At 47.1% G+C, this 19011-nt stretch carries 12 protein-coding genes; 3 read left to right on the plus strand and 9 right to left on the minus strand.

The window, feature by feature from the left end; translation table 11 throughout:
• Window positions 1-167 precede the first annotated feature (167 nt).
• Window positions 168-1820, plus strand: coding sequence for a helix-turn-helix domain-containing protein (locus AB4Z30_RS18140; RefSeq protein ID WP_441928858.1), 1653 nt, complete (start codon window positions 168-170; stop codon window positions 1818-1820).
• A 103-nt stretch (window positions 1821-1923) separates the two neighbouring features.
• The gene (locus AB4Z30_RS18145; protein WP_441928860.1) at window positions 1924-2919 is read left to right on the plus strand and encodes an ABC transporter substrate-binding protein; all 996 of its coding nucleotides are present in this window, start codon (window positions 1924-1926) and stop codon (window positions 2917-2919) included.
• A 139-nt stretch (window positions 2920-3058) separates the two neighbouring features.
• Here the strand turns inward: AB4Z30_RS18145 and AB4Z30_RS18150 are convergent, their stop codons facing one another.
• The 4 genes from AB4Z30_RS18150 to AB4Z30_RS18165 all read right to left on the minus strand — a co-directional run bounded on the left by AB4Z30_RS18150 (window position 3059) and on the right by AB4Z30_RS18165 (window position 9726).
• On the minus strand, window positions 3059-3973 hold the full coding sequence (locus AB4Z30_RS18150) for a class I SAM-dependent methyltransferase (protein WP_441928862.1): 915 nt from the start codon (window positions 3971-3973) through the stop codon (window positions 3059-3061).
• A 605-nt stretch (window positions 3974-4578) separates the two neighbouring features.
• Window positions 4579-6648 (minus strand): molybdopterin-containing oxidoreductase family protein, encoded by a 2070-nt coding sequence (locus AB4Z30_RS18155; protein WP_441929067.1) that lies wholly within the window; start codon window positions 6646-6648, stop codon window positions 4579-4581.
• Between the two features lie 499 nt (window positions 6649-7147).
• Complete coding sequence (locus AB4Z30_RS18160) at window positions 7148-8014, minus strand: formate/nitrite transporter family protein (protein WP_441928864.1); 867 nt, start codon at window positions 8012-8014, stop codon at window positions 7148-7150.
• Window positions 8015-8364: 350 nt separating this feature from the next.
• Window positions 8365-9726 (minus strand): FAD-dependent oxidoreductase, encoded by a 1362-nt coding sequence (locus tag AB4Z30_RS18165; RefSeq protein WP_441928866.1) that lies wholly within the window; start codon window positions 9724-9726, stop codon window positions 8365-8367.
• A gap of 566 nt (window positions 9727-10292) precedes the next feature.
• On the opposite strand from AB4Z30_RS18165, the gene pelA reads away from it, so the two are divergent.
• A complete protein-coding gene (pelA, locus tag AB4Z30_RS18170; protein ID WP_441929068.1) occupies window positions 10293-11432 on the plus strand; it encodes a pectate lyase in 1140 nt (379 codons plus the stop codon).
• Window positions 11433-11594: 162 nt separating this feature from the next.
• Here pelA and AB4Z30_RS18175 read toward each other — a convergent pair whose 3' ends face one another.
• From AB4Z30_RS18175 to AB4Z30_RS18195, 5 genes are all read right to left on the minus strand, one after another.
• Complete coding sequence (locus tag AB4Z30_RS18175) at window positions 11595-12074, minus strand: glutathione peroxidase (RefSeq protein ID WP_441928868.1); 480 nt, start codon at window positions 12072-12074, stop codon at window positions 11595-11597.
• A gap of 65 nt (window positions 12075-12139) precedes the next feature.
• Window positions 12140-12958 carry a (2Fe-2S)-binding protein gene (locus AB4Z30_RS18180; RefSeq protein WP_441928870.1) on the minus strand — a complete coding sequence of 273 codons (819 nt, stop codon included), beginning with the start codon at window positions 12956-12958 and terminating at the stop codon, window positions 12140-12142.
• Between the two features lie 102 nt (window positions 12959-13060).
• Window positions 13061-13945 carry an ABC transporter ATP-binding protein gene (locus tag AB4Z30_RS18185; protein ID WP_441928872.1) on the minus strand — a complete coding sequence of 295 codons (885 nt, stop codon included), beginning with the start codon at window positions 13943-13945 and terminating at the stop codon, window positions 13061-13063.
• Between the two features lie 510 nt (window positions 13946-14455).
• A complete protein-coding gene (locus AB4Z30_RS18190) occupies window positions 14456-17707 on the minus strand; it encodes a GAP1-N2 domain-containing protein (RefSeq protein WP_441928874.1) in 3252 nt (1083 codons plus the stop codon).
• The gene (locus tag AB4Z30_RS18195; protein ID WP_441928876.1) at window positions 17704-18963 is read right to left on the minus strand and encodes a TRAFAC clade GTPase domain-containing protein; all 1260 of its coding nucleotides are present in this window, start codon (window positions 18961-18963) and stop codon (window positions 17704-17706) included. Before AB4Z30_RS18195 ends, AB4Z30_RS18190 begins: the two co-directional genes overlap by 4 nt.
• Between the last annotated feature and the right edge of the window lie 48 nt (window positions 18964-19011).

Below are 19011 nucleotides of genomic sequence, written 5' to 3' on the forward strand. Positions count from 1 at the left end.
ATTTTATCTAATTTCGCAGAAATAAGTACAATTTTCGACCACTTGTCCACGAAGTCTTGTTTATCATATATACTGCATAATAGTTCAAATTCATCAATTTGACCAGCAGAAGAAGTACGATGCAGTGTTACAGCTCTTCCAAATCATAATAAGGAGAAGGTTACGTCATGAAAAAAAACCAGCCTGCCGATCCAGTCCACGAACATTCCTGGCTCGCTTCCTTACCCTACATAAAGCCTATTCCAGAAGCTCTATTCAAGCTGATACATCTCGTTCAGCTTCACGACTTTGAAGCATTGGCCCAGATTGAGGACTCCTGGAGCAAGCTCCATGTATTGTATGTCATAACCTCAGGTCAGGTCAGACTCATTGGAGCAGAGGGCAAACTGACATTAACTCCTGGCTCCGCATTTATTCGCCGTGCAGGCCGCCTGTTGCAGCATGACCGCTACCGAGGTACGCTCTCGCCAGTACAGGGCATCGCCATCGCTTTCGATTTTACCGATCAAGAACAGCGCTTCTGGCCGTTTGGGTCCCCAGCTCCACTATCCAGCCACTTGCTTGTTGAGAAGGCAGTAGAACTGGCCCAGATATGCATGTCAGGACAAAATACAAGCCTGTTCAGACCGCATATTCTTTTCTATGAACTTCTGGATATGCTGCAGGAGCAAGCCGCTCTTGTTCCGCAACCAGATCACTCTTGGCTGGATGGTGCACTCCGCTATATTCATGAAATGTATGCGCACCCTCTCACACGTGAGCAGCTGGCCAAGGCAGCGAATGTGAGCCCCGAACATTTTTCACGGGAATTTAAGCGGTATACCGGATTTACCTTCATTGAATATGTATCCCGTTTACGGATCAGGATGGCCCAAGAACATCTGCTGTTGGGAAATCCTACATTACAGGAAGTGGCTAGACTGATCGGATATAAAGATTCGTTCTATCTGAGCCGCAAGTTCAAACAGATCGTTGGTGCAGCACCGAGTCATTACCGGCAAACACCGAAGAAAATCGTCTCTTTGACCTTCAACTACACGGCTTCCCTGCTTGCACTGGGCTGTATTCCCCACATAGGAGCTGTTGCGAGCTGGATGGAACCTGACCTTGATGAGCATGTACAACAGCAGATGAGGCAGTACGCGGAGCATGAACTGTTAGCTCATCCGCAGTTGATCACGGAGGCCAATCCCGACATAATCATCGGTTATGCACCTCATCCAGCGCTGAATGAATTGCGAATGATCGCCCCCACCATTCTGATGCCTTTTGAAGAACTGGACTGGAAGCAGCAGTTTATACAGATCGGTCGAATTACAGGTATGGAACCCAAAGCTCAGGCTATTATTCACCGTTATCACCAGTTGGAGCATGAAGCCAATCAGACTTTGGACAATCTAATGGGTGAAACCCGAGGTTCGGCGGTATGCTTATTCCTGAATGATGAACAAGGTGCATACCTTTTTGGTCATGGGTGGGGCAGAGCTTCTCATATTCTGTATGAGTCTCTTGGATTTCAACCACCGGCACGTATGCTCAAGGATGGGCAATTGCCGACCGGATACATCCATGTGCCTCTGTCCGATATTCATTTGTATGCCGCAGATCACATATTTATAGCCTATCCTGAGGAAACTGTAGAGCAACAAGCCGTCCATTTACAGATGAATACAGCATCATGGAGCAGCCTTGCGGCTATTCGTAACGGTTGTGTATACGAAATTGATGCAGACATGTTCTACGGTTTTGACCCTGTATCCATGATGAAGCAATTTAAACACATGATGCATCATTTCATATCACATCTGTCCATGCCTTAGTGATCATCGTTGTCCATGTACAAATCAGACATCTTCCTCTATGTTATTAATGAGAATAATAATCATTATTATTTATGGACTATACATAGGGAGGAATCAGTACATGTATTCTTTTAGAAACAGATTCTCTGGCTTGCTGCTTATGCTTGCCATGCTTATGATCCTGACCGCTTGCGGTAGCGGGGCGGGAACAGAAGCCATACCTGGAACTTCCGAAGTCAGCACAGATGCGTCGTCCGGTTCGGCTACTTCGGATGCTAAACGAATCTACAAGTCCTTAAGTGGGGATGTTGAAATTCCGGCTGAGCCCAAACGGATTGTTACAGACATGTACGTAAGTGATCTGCTGGCAATCGGTGTGAAGCCCGTTGGCGCTATCCAATATTACCTGGAGAATCCGTACTATTTGGATCAGGTGAAAGGCATCGAAAGTATTGGTGATCGGAATGCTGTATCGCTAGAAAAGGTCGCCGCCTTGGATCCGGATCTGATTATCACCTACTCTGACCAGGCCCAGGAAATTGAGAATTATCAGAAAATCGCACCGACCGTAGTTATCCCTTACGGTACATTCACAAATGTACAGGAGGAGATCCGTGGCTTCGGAGAGCTCATGAACAAATCCGAAGAAGCCGAAGCTTGGCTGAAAACGTACAACGAACGGATAGAAGTCGCTCGTTCCAAAGTGAAGGCGGTCATCCGTCCAGAGGAAACCTTCTCGATCCTTGAAGTATCGGACAAGAGTTATTATGGATATGGAGACAATTTTGGTCGAGGAGGACAAGCGGTTTACCGTGCTTTGGAACTCGCTCCGCTTGAACGCACCAGAAAAGAACTGATGGGCGATACCCAATGGAAAGAAATTTCACGTGAGGTTGTTGGTGATTATGCAGGCGATCATATTTTCCTGACCGTTGGTGAGAACAATAAGAATTATCAGGGCGATTCCGTATGGAAGTCCCTGCCTGCGGTAAAAAACAATCAGGTGTATGAATTGCAGGAGGATCGGTACTGGTACTTTGACCCGATTGCAATCCAGGGTCAGGCTGAAGAATTGGCAGATATGATTGTAGAGCGTGCTGAGCAGAATCGCAAATAATGCAATCACGAATTCCAAACGCCTGGAAAGACGACTACGTCTCTTCAGGCGTTTGTTTTTTTATATGAAGGCAACTGCACCATATATTACATCAGTTGGCCCGTATATAGTGTTTTCACCTCTAATGTATAGTTGAATTTCACTTTTTTACCGCATGAATAAAATGAATCGTCTCATAGGCAGACAAGTCATCCGTTCGTTGACTGAAATAACGCTCCTGTATATCTTCAGGTGACAGATGCTCATAGATCAGAAGCCCTGCTTGTTGAAGCAACTGCTCCAGTTCCACATAGGTGAAACAGGATTTCATCGGTTCGCCACCCATCGCGGCCATCTTAACCATGTTTTCAACCCGATTAAACTTGCCTTTCTCCTCATAAAGATGCTCATCTGCGTAATCAAATACGATAGAACTTCCAGCAGGGAGCGTCGCAAAGGCTTGATGGATCAAGCTAAAAAAATCTTCTTTGGACAGATAATACGAAACCCCGAGTAATGTAAATAAGGTTTTCACATTCCTCAATACTGTGCTCGTAAAATCAGTGTTAATAATCTCTCGGGTAAAATCCATAGGAACAAAATGAAGATTGCTCGGAATCAAAAGCTCTGCCTGTTGCAAACGCTCTTTCTTCAACTGTTGGGCGAGCGGAAGATCCACCTCAACAATATCTAGTGTATACTCCAGTTCCGGGTGTCTGAGCGCATACGTATCCATGCCCGCACCAAGGATAACCACTTGTTTCACTCCCAATGCAGCTTCTTGTAGCATCAACTGCTCACTATAGGCAGAACGAGCCAATGTTATGGGTGAGAGCTGGACTTGAACGATCCATTTTAAAATCTGATCCCGGTCTCCGCCGAACTGACGATCTGCGTCCGAGTGAAAGAAATCAATGCCTTGAATCATACTTGCTCCTATATCTGCACATTCTTGTGAGGTGATCAGCTTTGTCGCTAAAAAATCATTAATAATAAGCGGTTCATCATGCTCAACATGATAGGCTCGGGCAAAAGCTGAAATCAGGGATGTGATGCTGGGCTTATTTTGGCTCATCGTAGTAATTTCCTCCCATATAAACAGAAATGAGGTTCCCCTGGCCAGGGAACCCCATTATATACGGAAACTTAATATATGTAAATTATAGCATATTTAATTTATTTTGTCAATATTTTTTTGAGATTGGTTTGCCATATTCAATGCTTTTTCGCTGCATGAAGCACGAATCCAAGCAGAGCAATCGCAGCGGTTCCTGTTGCGAGCCATCCGTCCATTACCCCTTACACCTTACTAAACCGACATCCACTAGCCTGTTTCCAGACGAAAGGCTCCCGCACACGTAGCATGACTCGCTACGGCGAAAGCCTTTCATCGGAATTAATCTAAGAAGCATCGCGTTGCCTGATTTTTTTTATTTTCTTCACTTCATACATCAATCTTATTACAAACGCAATTTCCAAAGGTACACAAATAACAATAGCAATGATAAAAGAGGCCTCCAGAGCCATATAAAATAGTATAAGAACACCTATAATATATATGCTGGACATGACAATATCCCGCTTCGCCGACTCATACTCTGATAATTGTCTCATATTATCATTCCTTTGTAATTTTGGACTACTACATTACTACAGAGAAATGCGTCTTATTAACTGCAATCACCCTAATTTTCGCTTCACTTCAACAGTGGCCGAGAAAAAGGTAGCACCGTTCCCCATATCCGACAAGCGGTCCGATGTCAGCGAGTTGGAGCGCTGTTTTTTGCCTTCGCCGTCCCACCACAGTCCTTGACTGATGACCGTTCCCGGAAGCATGGCATCCGTGACTTTGGCGGTCAGTTCAATACGTCCGCGTTCATTCCATACCACAACTGTATCGCCATCCTGCACATCACGACGATCCGCATCCTGTGGATGAATTTGCAGTAGCGGCATCTTCTCCAAACGTTGATGTTTAGCTGAATTGCCGAAGCTGGAGTTCAGGAAATTATGGTTAGGCGGCGACACATACATCAGTGGATACGCATCACCTAGCCCAGCAGGATTCTCTCCATCAAAACCTTCAACGAGCGCGGCATATGTCGGTAATGGCGGTAGTCCCTTCTGTTCCATCTGCTCGGAGTATAATTCAATCTTGCCTGATGGCGTAGGCAGATGTTCCAGGAAAGATTCGTGGGCCGACATGTCCAGCTTCACAAACCGCTGCTGCTTCAGACGATCCAATGTAACCCCGTTCATATAAGGATTTTCAGTGCCTTGGAGTGCATTCTCAAYCATCTGCTCCGGCTTCTCACCAAAGATGTCCGCATCATAACCCATGGCCTGTCCAAGCAGCGAGAACAGCTCCACATTGCTTTTACTCTCGCCGATTGGCGCGATAACCGGTTCTTGCAACTGGACGTACTGATGCCAGTAGGATAGGTACAGGTCAGTTGCTTCAAAAGATGATGTCGCTGGCAGCACAATATCTGCATATTTTGCCGTATCCGTCATGAACAGGTCATGAACTACCGTAAACAGATCTTCCCTTGCAAAACCTCGCTCCACTCGTTCTGTATCCGGTGCTACCACCAGTGGATTGCTGCAATAAACTAACATGGCCCGGATCGGCTGCTCCGCTTCCAGCAATGCTTCGCCAATCCGGTTCATATTTACGACTCGCGGCTCGGCCTGTTGCCTTAGATCAGGTCGCTCCAGCGCATCACTGTTGGTGCTTGCGTAGCTGTTCGTACGTACCGCACCGCCGCCACGCTTCAGCCACTGCCCCGTAATCGCAGGCAAGCAGGCAATGCTGCGTACGTTCATGCCCCCATTGTCATGATGCTGCAAGCCATTGCCAATGTGAATGTGAGCAGCCTGAGCTCCCCCGTAGAGCTGTGCCAGCTCCACAATCGTTTCTTCCGGCACGCCTGTAATACGTGCTACGCGCTCCGGGGTGTAACTACGGACATGCTCGCGCAGCGCTTCGTGTCCTACCGTATATTTTTGCATAAATGCTTCATTCGTTAGTCCTTGCTCAAACAGCACATACATCATACCCAGTGCCAGTGCGCTGTCCGTACCTGGATAAAGCGGAATAAACCAGTCTGCCCACTGAGCCGTACGGTTGCGATGAACGTCAATAACAACGATTTTGGCACCATTCTTACGGGCCTTCTCCGCCAGTACAACCTGATGCATATTGGTACTGACGATGTTCCCACCCCACACCACAATCAGATCTGCATGCTCTGTATCCTCAGGCAACGTGCCGTGGTTAGCTCCCATCGTATATTTCCAGCCCGTATTACCGGCAGCATTACATATCGTTTGCTCCAGCACGCTTGCGCCAAGTGCATTGAAGAAACGCCGATCCATGCCGTCTACGCCGAGCACACCCATATTCCCGTAAAAACTATAAGGGAGAATGCTCTCCGGTCCATATGTTGCAGACAAGTCTTTGAACTTCCCCGTAATTTCTTGAATGGCTTCGTCCCAACTGATCCGCTCGAACTTGCCTTCACCTTTGGCGCCGACACGCCGCATCGGATATTGAAGACGCTCGGGATGATACACCCGCTCCGTCATATTTCGCACTTTATTACAGATCGCGCCCTTCGTAATCGGGTGATCCGGATTACCCGTGACCTTCGTAATTTTACCGTTTTCTTTATGTAATAGCAGACCACATGTGTCTGGACAATCGAGCGGGCATACCGCTGGAAACACACCATTCTCCTGATCGATCATCATTAGGCTCCCCCTCTTTCAATGGCTATCCCTATATCATATCCCGTCCGGGGTTAAAACGTAAAGAGAACAGGGTAAATCGGCCAAATTTTCGTGGATGTCGGGTATCATATTTCTGTGCAAATCCATTATTCTTGTTTTTCAAAAAAAGTTTTTATCCCTTTGATTCATTCTCTGAATCCAGGGGTAAATTAAGAACAAGGCATTAGGCTGGTGTTTCCCCACTTCCTCCTCATGCCATATCATGGACCACTCCCGAAATTCGCCATGCTCAGGTTTCGTTCCCCCGAACCTTGTCATGGCGAATTTAATTTGCGCAAAAAAAAAAGATGACCCATCTCCTCTCGCCACGACCAAACTTGTCGTGAAGCGATAAGATGCATCATCTCACCTCATTATTTCTGCATTGTTATCTGATAAGTCTCCGTAACTACTTTCCTACACTCTGACTATTTATACTTGCAAATACGATGCTCCTAAGTGTCGACTCTGCCATGGATTACGCCTGTTTGCTCCACATCGCTCTGCCCTCTGTTTCCATAGGAGAAGTTACAGCAGGAACCATTGTTTCCTCTTTGACTACCGTGGCTACTTGCTCGGTCTTGCGCAGATATACCATCCAGTATGCAGCCGCTACGAACAAAGCTCCGCCCGTCAGATTACCTAGCCAGACCGGAATAAAATTCATGACATACTGCCCCCAGGAATAGTGTCCCTCAAAGATCGCTGCTGGAATAAGAAACATATTAGCCACAACGTGCTGAAATCCGATTGCCACAAATGCCATCGTTGGAAACCAAATACCCAGAATTTTACCGCTCATCGTATCGGCTGCATAAGACAGCCAGACTGCCAGTGCCACTAGCCAGTTACAACCTATGCCTGAGATAAAAGCCTGCAGGAAGCTGTCGTGCAGCTTATGTCCTGCCATATCAACCACTTTAGTCAGGTATACACCTTCGGCTGTAAGCCCAAGTACATGACCAAAGAAAAAGGCCACGAACAGGGCACCGAGCAGATTGCCCAATGTAACGAGCAGCAGGTTCTTCAGCATGCTGGCTGGAGTGATTTTACGTGTGATTGCAGCAAGCGGTACAGCCATCATGTTACCCGTCAACAGTTCTCCCCCGCCAATCAGGACCAGAATCAGACCTACCGGGAACACCGCCGCTCCGATAAATGTTGCAATACTTCCCCACTCTGCTGGTGCAGATGCAATTACACGAATATCGAGCAGAAACCCAAGCGCAATGAAGGCACCTGCCAAGAACCCCAGAATCAGTACTGAGGAAACCGGATTTTGTGCTTTCTTCAACCCGGCCTGTGCCGTATATTGTGCAACCTCTTGAGGGGTTTTAGTCGCCATATGTCATCCTCTCCTTTGTCTTCGATCCGTTCGTATGTTAAGGAACTCTATCCATGCATTCATTGTATATCGACCTCTCGCAAAACTTTGTGTAAATAATCACAAAGTCAATCAAGAAGATGATCCAATTTCCCACTTGCCTTCCCCCAAAAAATCCGAAACCCTTAGAAATAAGATGGAAGTAAGAAAATTAAGAAACAAGATGATACAGACAGACAGCTCGGACGACAGAGACGACAAAAAGGAAGTCTGACGATATGATCGCCAGCCTCCCCTTTGTCTTTATTGTATGATGCTCCCGAATTCTCTATAGTTGCTAGCTGCCTTCATTGTGAATGCTTTGCCCAAGCTTACACCAGTGCTGGTGCTTTAACTTCTACCGGAGGCAGAGCTTGCAGACCTGCAGTGTTCAAGAAATTCCACGGTTTATTGTAATGTGGTTGGAAGAAGAAGTCGATAAATGCCAGCTCATCCACCGTCATGTTGTTCTGGATACAAACCGAGATCGTATTGATCGACTGCGTCAGATCCACTTGTGACATCACCTGTGCACCAACAATTCGGCGAGTGGCTTGCTCGTAGACCACTTTAAGCAGCAGTTTCTCAGCGGTTGGCATAAATTCCGGTCGGTAGTTGTCTTCCAGAATAACTGATTCTACAACCAGTCCTTCCTCTCTTGCAGACATTTCGGTCATACCTGTTCCCGCAATATTTTGCTCATAAATTTTGATGCCTGATGTGCCCTGTGTTCCCATATAAGGTGTCGTTGGACGAACCAGGTTGCGTGCTACGAGTGTACCCATCCGCACGGCGTTTGTTGCCAGTGGAATGTAAGCCGCTTTGCCTGTCGGATTGTAATGAATCGCACAGCTGTCACCTGCAGCAAAGACATCCTCTTGGCTTGTTTGCATATATTTATCCACGATGATTGCACCGTTAGGCAGCATATCTACTTGACCTTTGAGCAACTCCGTATTTGGACGGAATCCGATACAGAGGATGACCAAGTCAGTCTCAAACTCCCCTTTGGAAGTGATGACTTTGGTTACTTTACCATCCTCACCCTCAAACTTCTGCACCGTTTGACCAAGCGCCAGTTTGATGCCTCTTTCAGTCAGTGTATCTTCGATTACATCTGTGAATTCGGAGTCCAGATACTTGTTCAAAATACGATCCACGCTATCGATCAGTGTTACTTCCTTGCCATTCATTTCGAATGCTTCCACCAGCTCAACACCGATGTAACCTGCGCCGACTACGGTCACGCGTTTCGCATCCTTCGCTTTTTCGATAATGGTGTTGGAGTGATTGTAGTTTTTACAGAGCAGAATGTTATCCATCTCGATGCCTTCAAGCTTCGGTACAACAGGCCATGAACCCGTAGTTACGATCAGTTTATCAAATGTATCTTCAAATTCTTCCCCGGTTTGCAGATTTTTAGCCCGCAAGGTGTGCCCTTTCGCATCAACCGCTGTAACTTCATGCAGCATCTTGGTCACCACACCAAGGTCGGCCAATTGATTTGGCGAAGAGTAGAATAAGCCTTCCGGATCTTTCACCACTCCACCGACGTAGAGCGCAATGCCACAAGACAGGAAGGAAATGTTGTCATTGCGTTCATAGACCGTAATGGTGGCGTCCGGGTATAATTTAGCGGTATTTACGATAGCTGCTGTTCCTGCGTGTGTACATCCGATGACTGCGATTTTCATGAGTAGTTCCTCCTTGGAGTATATAAAATAATGAATGATAAACGTTATTATGGTTGTGAAATAATTCACTATTGATTCGATAATGTCCATGTGATTTATTTCACTTTATACGCTCATTATAATGTGATCTTTTTCACATTGCAATAGGTTTTGCAAAAATAATTTCTGTTTCCTCATAAAATAGTGCTAGTTCAGCTTCCACGCTCGGTTTATTAGTGACTTCAATACGTTGTTGGCACTGACCTAATCCTTTTTTTCGCTAATTTCATTTTCCCCCAGTACCATTTTGCTTATGCTCTCCAAATCATTCAATTTCCGTATCAACGTATCAGGCTTCTCTTCTATCGAACACAATGAACAGGATGTAAAAATGATGCCTTTTGATATTTAGGGTTGATTTCTATAATAGGAAGCGCTTACAATTTACAGAATCCTTTTATTCGATTATTTGTTATATATGTTCCATATTAGTCACAAGAAAATAATAGCTTTAGGGAGGCGTTCACTTGAGTAACCGTACATTGCCAGCCCCATTACGCATCATTCCCATTACACTTTCCATCGCCATGATTACCGCCGGCTTATCCGTCCCATATGCCGCCGCTTCCGGTACTACTGATATTTCCTCCGCCCCAGTGACAATTAAAACCGAAGTGTTGCCGAGCCAGAAGTCCAGTTCGATCGGAGTAGATGTATCCTCATTATTGCAAAAATTCAGGGATATCAGTAATTTCTCCACAGGGGATCTTGCCAAAGATACCGCATATGCACTGAATATCGTTTCCTGGCAGATGCCACACGGCGGCTTCTACAAGGACATGGAGAAACAATACGCAAACCCTTGGGATGGTGTGACCGAGCGCTCTGGGTGGAAAGACCCGAATGGTGTTGAGCTTGGAACCTTTGATAATGATGCTACAACTTCAGAAATCCGCTTTCTTACGGATATGTATGTCAAAACCGGTAATCCGATCTTTAAGGACAGTGTCCGCAAAGCCGTTGATTTCATTCTCGTGTCACAGTACCCTTCGGGTGGCTGGCCTCAGGTCTATCCTAAACGCAGTAATTACTCGGATGCCGTAACGTACAATGATAATGCGATGGTGCAGATGATGATCCTGCTGGATGACATCACCCAGCGCAAACACGGGTTTGATAATGATATCCTGACAAACCAGGAACGCAGTAAACTAAAGGCCGCACTGGATAAAGGTATTGCATATACCCTGAAAGCCCAGATTATGAATAACGGAGTCCCCACCGTCTGGGGAGCACAGCATGATCCTGTGACCTATGAACCGTTACCTGGCAGAGCCTATGAGCTGGCTTCCAAATCGGGATCAGAGTCTGTCGCTGTTACAGCATTTCTAATGTCCATACCGCAAACACCTGAAATCGAACATGCTGCCAAAAGTGCCTTGCAATGGTTCGATACCGTTCGGGAAGATGGTACCAAATACAATCGACAAGGCCCTGTATACTTCGAGCCGGATGCTGGCAGTGTAATCTGGTACCGTTTCTACAAAGTAGATGAAGATGTTCCTTTTTACGCAGATCGGGACGGCAAAAAATATATGAACATTCTCGAAATAAGCGAGGAACGCAGACATGGCTACTCTTGGGCAGGAAGTTACGCTCGTAATCTGCTGAAGCTTGCCTCCGAACAAGGGTATTACAAGCTTAGCAAGCCACTTCCCAAATCATAATCATTTTATACTTTTTACTAGGTTTAGATTTATGAATAAAGTGCTTAGTGAGTATCCCCTATGCGGAGATGTGACACTGTAGACATATAAAAGAAGCCTGTCTCTGCGAAATAGCAGGACAGGCTTCTCGTCATCATACGTTTACCTTACAGATGTAGCACATTAACCGAGCAATTGCTCAATCGCAGCACTCATGGACTCTGGTGATTCTTTCGGTTCAACGCGGCCAACAACTTCACCTTCACGGTTCACAAGGAACTTGGTAAAGTTCCATTGAATGTCGCTGGTTTCACCTGAGCCAGGCTGCTGTTCTTTCAAATATTGAAACAGGGGATGAGCTTCTTCCCCGTTCACATCTACTTTTGCAAAGACCGGGAAATTAACGCCATAGTTAATCTGGCAAAAGGATTCTGCTTCTTCGCTTGTCCCAGGCTCTTGTCCACCAAATTGGTTACAAGGGAAACCGAGTACGACGAGGCCTTGATCACGATAACGATCATAGAGCTTCTGCAATTCACCGTATTGCGGAGTCAATCCACATTTACTCGCTGTGTTTGCAATAACGAGCACCTTGCCTTGATACATATCCAGCGGCACTTCCTGATTTGCGGTGGTTACCGCCTTGTACGAATATACGGACATTGCTAATTCCTCCTATGAGATCGTAATACACCAATTATAAACGTGTTCAAGTATGAACTTCAAATTTACCGGGAAGCCACAATCGCCTCATATCGAGTTTGCCGCTCGGATTTGCTCAGTTTGGGACAGGTGTAACAATAATCTTGACCCCCATCCACCTTATAATATAGGCAACATGTTGACTTCAATAAAATCTTCTCTCCCGATTGATACGGACTGTCGATCTCTACCGGCTTGAATTTCAACAGATTTTTACGCAATCCCAGAACTTCCGGTGGCATCGTTATCACATGCTCATACCCCCGAATAACAGCTTCTCCCTCCTGTTCTGTAATATCCATCTGTACAGCGAGCGTCTTGAACCATCTTAGGATCGATGCAAACTGTGCCCACATCTGACCTGTATTCGCTCCGCCAGCCAGTGCCACCCCTTCAATTAAAGGCCGAAGCTGTTCTCCGTAATAAGCCGTGAGCATCACCTGACGCGTAGATATAGAAGCTACGGCTGAGTCAGGATCGTCGTTAACGGGTGGCGCGGGATGAGCCTGTTCAGTGTTATCTAACAGTTGAAAATGAAATGCGGGATATCCGTCCCGAAGAGTGAGTTGTAATCGGATATTATCCAGAGAAATATCCAGCAGCTTGTCACACATCGCGTTTAGATAATGTATCCCCAGAAGCAAACCACGAATAGAATGCATGAAATACACCGCTGCAGTTTGCAAGCTGTCTGCACGCAAATGTTCATTGTATGCTGTTAGCATATCTTTTGCCTGCTCCGCGTCTCTTAACGAAGCCAGAGGTGTATCGTAAACAGAGTTCGAAACGGGATTCGCCGAAATACGTGCATATTGTTCAAGCCAGGTATAATTGATAGCACTCATGAATGAAAACCTCCTGTGAATGCGAATGAGCCGCGTGCTAACAGCGCACAGCGGCTTCATTTCTATAATTTAGGATCGTACATCCGATCCAACTCGTTTATTTTAACTACCTGTTGCTTGCACACGATGTTCCGTACGGCCTGCCGCATGAACCATCGCACTGTTCACAACTTTGGTTTCAGGAGCAATTGGTCTTGGACGTTCCCCAGCGAGTGCATATGGCAAGCACAGCGGTACATTGGAGCGCGGGTCCATAACGATATCAGCTTCAATGTTGAATACCTCACGCAGTACATCTGAGGTCATCACTTCTACCGGTGAGCCTTCCGCAATGGCTTTACCTTGCTTGATCCCAATCATGTGCTGAGCATAACGAGATGCATGGTTCAGGTCATGGACAACCATTACAATGGTACGATTAGCCGTTGCATTCAGATGCTCCAGCAATTGCAATACTTCAAGCTGATGAGCCATATCGAGGAAGGTTGTTGGCTCGTCCAGGAACAGAATATCGGTTTCCTGWGCGAGTGCCATGGCAATCCAGGCACGTTGACGTTGTCCACCGGACAACTGATCGATTGGACGGTCATGGAATTCTACCATACCGGTCACTTCGATCGCCCACTCAATCATGCGTTTATCTTCTGCACGCATGGAACCGAACCCTTTTTGATAAGGAAAACGGCCATAAGAAACCAGTTCTGTAACGGTTAGCCCTTCCGGTGCTGTAGGATTCTGAGGCAGTATCGCAAGCTGCTTGGCAACTTCACGCGTGGACTGCTTATGGATGGACTTGCCGTCGAGTAACACGCTGCCTGCCTTTGGAGACATAATGCGAGCCATCGTTTTCAGGATTGTTGATTTCCCCGAACCGTTGGCTCCCACAAGTGCGGTAATTTTCCCTTGGGGAATCTGAATGTTCAGATCCTCAACTATCAGTCTTTCCTCATAAGCGATATCCAGCTTGGACGTCTCCAGACGAAACATGCGATCATCCCTCTCTCATTAATCCCGGTATGTATTCCGGCTATAGTAACGACAACGAAATTAAATTCTGATTCGGTATTTCTGAATTTTACGGGCGCTTCGATCTTCTAAACTAAACAATTAAATCTGCTACACTAAAGATACTGATAATCATTATCACTTGTCAACCGAAAATCGCAATTATTTTGATGGTATAAGGCTTTTTTTGCTCGAATTCAGCATCTCTACGACAGTTCTGACACCTATTATATGAGATCATTTCTCAGTGATTCCGTGCCATTTTTCACTGTTCGCCTAATTCCCTTAATTTGAATCAATCTATTTATGTCTAATTTGTGAACAAAAAAACTCATAAGCACACTTCATCTGGAAACGATAATTATTACGTAAAAAAAGATGATCCTGAAACCTCCGTTTCAGAATCATCCCTCAAATCTCACTTTATAGTTCCTTCGCTATTCCGATTTACATTGTACTTTATACAAATATATTACTTGATTTTTGCTTCAATCAACTTGGCTTCTGCATCAGATTAATCGTGATCTCTGCACCCTTGGCGCCCTGCTGGATGCTCACAATATGCTCGGGATTGATATTGTCCGGGATCGAGATCTGCATGCCATAAGGGTACAAGCGATCTGCTTCTGCCTCARTCAATTGTTTTGGAGTGTCAGTGTTATTCTGGCCCTCTGGCGAAGCAGCATCGGCTGAATTTTCACCTGATTTATCTTGGCTTTGCGCCGGTGATTCACTGGTTGTGCCGGTTGACGCGTTGTCAACTTCGGATGCAGCATCCTTATCCGCATCACTCGTTGAAGTATCTGGCTGTTCCTTTGAGGAATCAACTTGTTTCGTTGTTGTCTCGTCTGTTACGCCAGTCGTTGAATCAGCAGATCCTTGACCTGTACTTGTACCTGCATTTTCACCTTTGCCTGCATCTGTATCTGTCCCGGTGCCTTCAACACCATCCAGGCTTTCCCACTGGTCTGTAACCTCCAGCTCCTTTGTGCTTCCTTCATCCATACGCAGCTGGAGGTTGCCTTTTTCAAAAGGAATTCCGCCCGTTTCGCTGCGAAAGCGGAGGACTAATCGGGCTGGTGATTCAGCCCCTTCTTGCTTGTTCGCTCCCACAATGTAAGCAATATAGTCTGCTGGCTCTGCTTCGGGATCAACTGCAGCAACCGGTTCCCGATCTATTGGTGGCTGTGCCTGTGGTTCAGATGAATTGTTCATCAGAGCATACGTACCACCTGCAATACCTAGAATCAGAAACAGTAGTAACAACCCTAGCCAACGCTTTTTCTTACGTCCAGTTAACATGCGCATAAGCGGAGAGGCAAGTTCTGCTTTGGCACGGTCATAGACCGGTTTCAGGGCCTTTCCTGCTTTTGCATAATACGGCTTAAAAACAGATTTGGATCGAAATGCTTCTCGATCATGAGTTTTAAAATACAAGATGATAGCATCAGCATAACCTTTATGCGCATTGGGACCACGAACAAACATCCGCTGCGTGCCAGACCATTCGAAAAAGGAATAGATTGCTTCGGGGTTCCCTGTATGGCTTCTCACAAACTCGATCAGACCCGAATAATCGATACGGTTGCTGCCACTTCCTCCGCGATAGAATGCCAGTGACAGAGCCTCATACGCTGTCGCTCCGGGCTGATTCCGCAGCTCTGTAGCGAGCCAACGCCGGGTCCAGCGCTGAAGCTCATCCCGCTCTGCAAGGGAGAGGGATTCCATCCCTTCCTCCGCATTCCCCTCACCGCTAAGCCACGCTTTGGCCGCAAGCATCATATTGGTCCTTGCAGCAACATCAGAGCCCTGACGTGCCGCCCAGTCCCTAACCTCTTGCTCATGCTGCAAAATATCGATCTGCAGGAGCTGTTCCCGATTCACTCGTTCCAGATCCAGATCCTGGATCATAAACAGGTTGATGACATAAGCAAGCTTGTCAGCCAGCTTGGTCAGAGCCTCCTGATATGCGGCCTGTTGTCCACCAAGGGCTGGAGCAGTTGGCTTGCCAGTAGAATGCATATTCGCATCCTGCTGTCCTGAATGGGCAGTAAACTCCGATTGACCGATATATCCTGTAATCTCCGGTTCCAGCGTACCGTTCCCCGTGATCCGATCTAGAACGCTAACCTTCTGAAGAGCTTCATTCGCAGATTCCACCGGGCCTGGTGCTGAACACAGCCTTTCTCGCAACTCGGCACAAGACCGTTCCAGCAAAAAAGCAGATTGAATCGCAGACGGATGAGCCGTAACCCATCGCTGGATAAGCTCAATTACACCCGCGGCCGTTTCGGTACGTTTCAGCTGACTATCTAGATACGGCTCAAATAAAAGCTTGGTTAAAGACGCATTGCCCAGCACTTTATCGAAGAACGCCTGATTCAGCTGACCATCTCGATCCAAAATGGCATATAGCTCCTGTACAGCCCGCATCCGTTTCTGTGCACGCGCATTGTTCACAGCGTAGATAAAATAATCCACAATCCGGGCTTTCACTACAGGTGCAGCAACCCGGAAATACTCGCCGATACGGGAGGCCACCGCCTCTTCGGGTACATTTTCCCGCCGCACACTGTCCAGCTCCCGGCTGAGCAAGGTCAAGAACAATTCGTTCAGACGTGAACGCTGCTGCAATCCGTCTTCCGGCTTCAGATACGTCAGCAAGCCGCTCAAGACGTCGCTTTTATTATTCAAATATAAATCTTCTACGCCCTGTTCAAGGCTATAAAATACAGATAGCTCCCCATAGGCTTCGATGGAAAGGTCCCGTCCAGGCTCCATACCTGCAAGCATCTCATCGGCAAATCCATAGAACTCGGCAGACCTTGACGGATCCTGCATCAAAAACCAGGCAAATTCCGTATAAGGAAGCTTCGCTACAGAAGCGTCCGCGTGGGTGACACGTCCAGAAACGAGATCAAAGGTAAAATCCTTCTCCGTATTCCGATCCTTCGGGCGCAGTGTGCCACGCTCTACAAATTGCACATGAATACCTTTCTTCGCCTGCGGTTCCTTGGCAAATGTCATAAAACCAAGTTGCCGCCGGAATGCATATGGCAATGCCTTGTACAGCAGACGCAGCAGTGCCTTGGCACCTGCCGTCACTTCCTCCGCTGGCACATCAAGCGCTATGTATACTTTGCGACGGGCAGCTACAGATTGCATCACGGCATAGAGCATACGCTTGAAGAGTGTCTCGTCCATCTTCAGAGCGCTTAAAATCTGGCTCGGTGAAGCGTCTGGTGCGAAGCTGCCGCCATGTAGTCCAGTTCCATGACCTGCACCCTCTCCCGACGCTACAGGCAACGCTGTCAGCGCAGGCAGCTCTGTGCCCTGCTCAATATCATACGAAGTCGCGAACGCGTTATCCAGCCAGTCGCCACGTTTCATATACTCTTCCGAGCTTGCGGGAGACAGGACATAATTGTGAGCAAAAAAAGCGCTGCGCAGGCCGGTAAAGTCCGCAGCCTGGTACACATTTTGCCCCAGAATAGTCTCGCCGTTCTCCAGATGCAGCAAGTGCATGGATGCTGGGAACTTACTCTCGTCCTTCTCACTCCGGCCTGTCAGCTCCGCAGGAGCGTCATAGACACAGTAAGGATGAAGTACTTTTTTGATAAAAGAAGGGTCGAGTCCCGGTGATGCAGCCACCGTGTCGAATCCCTCCGTTGTCCGGAATACCCCGCGCCGCTCTCTTGTGTACATCTGCTGTTCAATGGGCGGAGTGTTGGAAGAACGCATCATCCCACTCTCCCCTCAATGTACTTGAGTTTGTACAACAACCATAGGAAAGGCTCGTCCACACGGATGGGACTTACCACGCCCTGAATTTTCATGTCCACTGGATTGCTGCCCAGCGCAGATACAGCGAAATAAGCGGTGTCCTTGAAGTACACATCCATTGTGCCTTTGAAAGGACGATCCACTTTCTCAATAAAACGGCGAATCTCCCCATCAATATTCTCAAACTCGGTCAGATCGAACCAATCGCGGTGCACCATATTGCGGAACACATTGCTGTTGGATTTGATGTAATCTCCCTCTTCGTCCTTGAGGGAATGCAGCATGTCACTTTTGGTGAGCACGACAGCGGTTGGAATATTGGTCTTGGCTTTGTCCTGATAGGCGATAAAGTCTCCGAAAAGGGTCAGCACCACGTCACGCGGCTCATCGTATTTCGGCGTCCATTCACCCGGTTCGTTGCCCAGGTTAATGCGGATTTTGTCCCGGATCGAACGAATCTGCAGCGGGTCTACCATAAACAGAATACCTGCCGAGTTTTTGATATGCTGTCCATGCAAGCCCAGATAATCCTGCTCCACCATACCCTCGCCTGCCACATCAAAAAACACCAGGGTCAGCGGCGCTTTATCCTCGTCCTTGAACACAAATTGAAAAATAAATGGTTCCTGCAGCTTTTCCTTCTGGGTAGAATCCAACAAGTCGCCTCGTTCGAACAATGGTTCTTCATAATCCGCGCGGAAACGGCGGCTGATCTCTGCGTTGAGCGGCATACAGGCGGCATCAAAATGATCAGCCGTATAATGCTGCAACGTATGAATCAATGAAGTCATGTAAACGGATTTCCCGACCTGGGACGCACCAATAATCGAAATAATATTGCTTGGTGCCTTACCAGCCGTTACAGGCAACTCGTTATGACAATGCGGGCACAGACGGCGGCGTGTCATGACACCGTAGCGATCATTGAGTCCCATGACAATGTTATCTGAATAGATCCGATGTTCCTCGGGCACATCATGCGGAGCCAGTACAGCTTCCATATCAAACACCGTATCCAGCCCAAAGCGCTCCCGATATTTGTTCAGCTTGGCATCTTCTCCGAGCGCATAGTCCTCGTCATCGTCACGATGGTGCGCCGCACGGAACACGACCTCTTCGGGTGAAAATTTGCTAAAACAGTACGGACATACAATGTCGTAAAACAGCGGTCGTTCCTCCGGCTGCTGTCTCTTCAAAAACCGGCTAAAGAAACTCATAGCCACTCCCCTCCCCGTGTATATAAAAATTCAACTTCAGTCGTCATG

The sequence above is a fragment of the Paenibacillus sp. 2TAF8 genome (genome assembly GCF_052114825.1).
GTDB lineage: Bacteria > Bacillota > Bacilli > Paenibacillales > Paenibacillaceae > Paenibacillus.

Bases quoted from the DNA above. Each gene is read 5' to 3' on its own strand.
- AB4Z30_RS18140 (WP_441928858.1), top strand. From the start codon at position 168: ATGAAAAAAAACCAGCCTGCCGATCCAGTCCACGAACATTCCTGGCTC.
- AB4Z30_RS18180 (WP_441928870.1), bottom strand. From the start codon at position 12,958: ATGAGTGCTATCAATTATACCTGGCTTGAACAATATGCACGTATTTCG.
- AB4Z30_RS18165 (WP_441928866.1), bottom strand. From the start codon at position 9,726: ATGAAAATCGCAGTCATCGGATGTACACACGCAGGAACAGCAGCTATC.
- AB4Z30_RS18150 (WP_441928862.1), bottom strand. From the start codon at position 3,973: ATGAGCCAAAATAAGCCCAGCATCACATCCCTGATTTCAGCTTTTGCC.
- AB4Z30_RS18160 (WP_441928864.1), bottom strand. From the start codon at position 8,014: ATGGCGACTAAAACCCCTCAAGAGGTTGCACAATATACGGCACAGGCC.
- AB4Z30_RS18145 (WP_441928860.1), top strand. From the start codon at position 1,924: ATGTATTCTTTTAGAAACAGATTCTCTGGCTTGCTGCTTATGCTTGCC.
- AB4Z30_RS18175 (WP_441928868.1), bottom strand. From the start codon at position 12,074: ATGTCCGTATATTCGTACAAGGCGGTAACCACCGCAAATCAGGAAGTG.
- AB4Z30_RS18195 (WP_441928876.1), bottom strand. From the start codon at position 18,963: ATGAGTTTCTTTAGCCGGTTTTTGAAGAGACAGCAGCCGGAGGAACGA.
- pelA (WP_441929068.1), top strand. From the start codon at position 10,293: ATGATTACCGCCGGCTTATCCGTCCCATATGCCGCCGCTTCCGGTACT.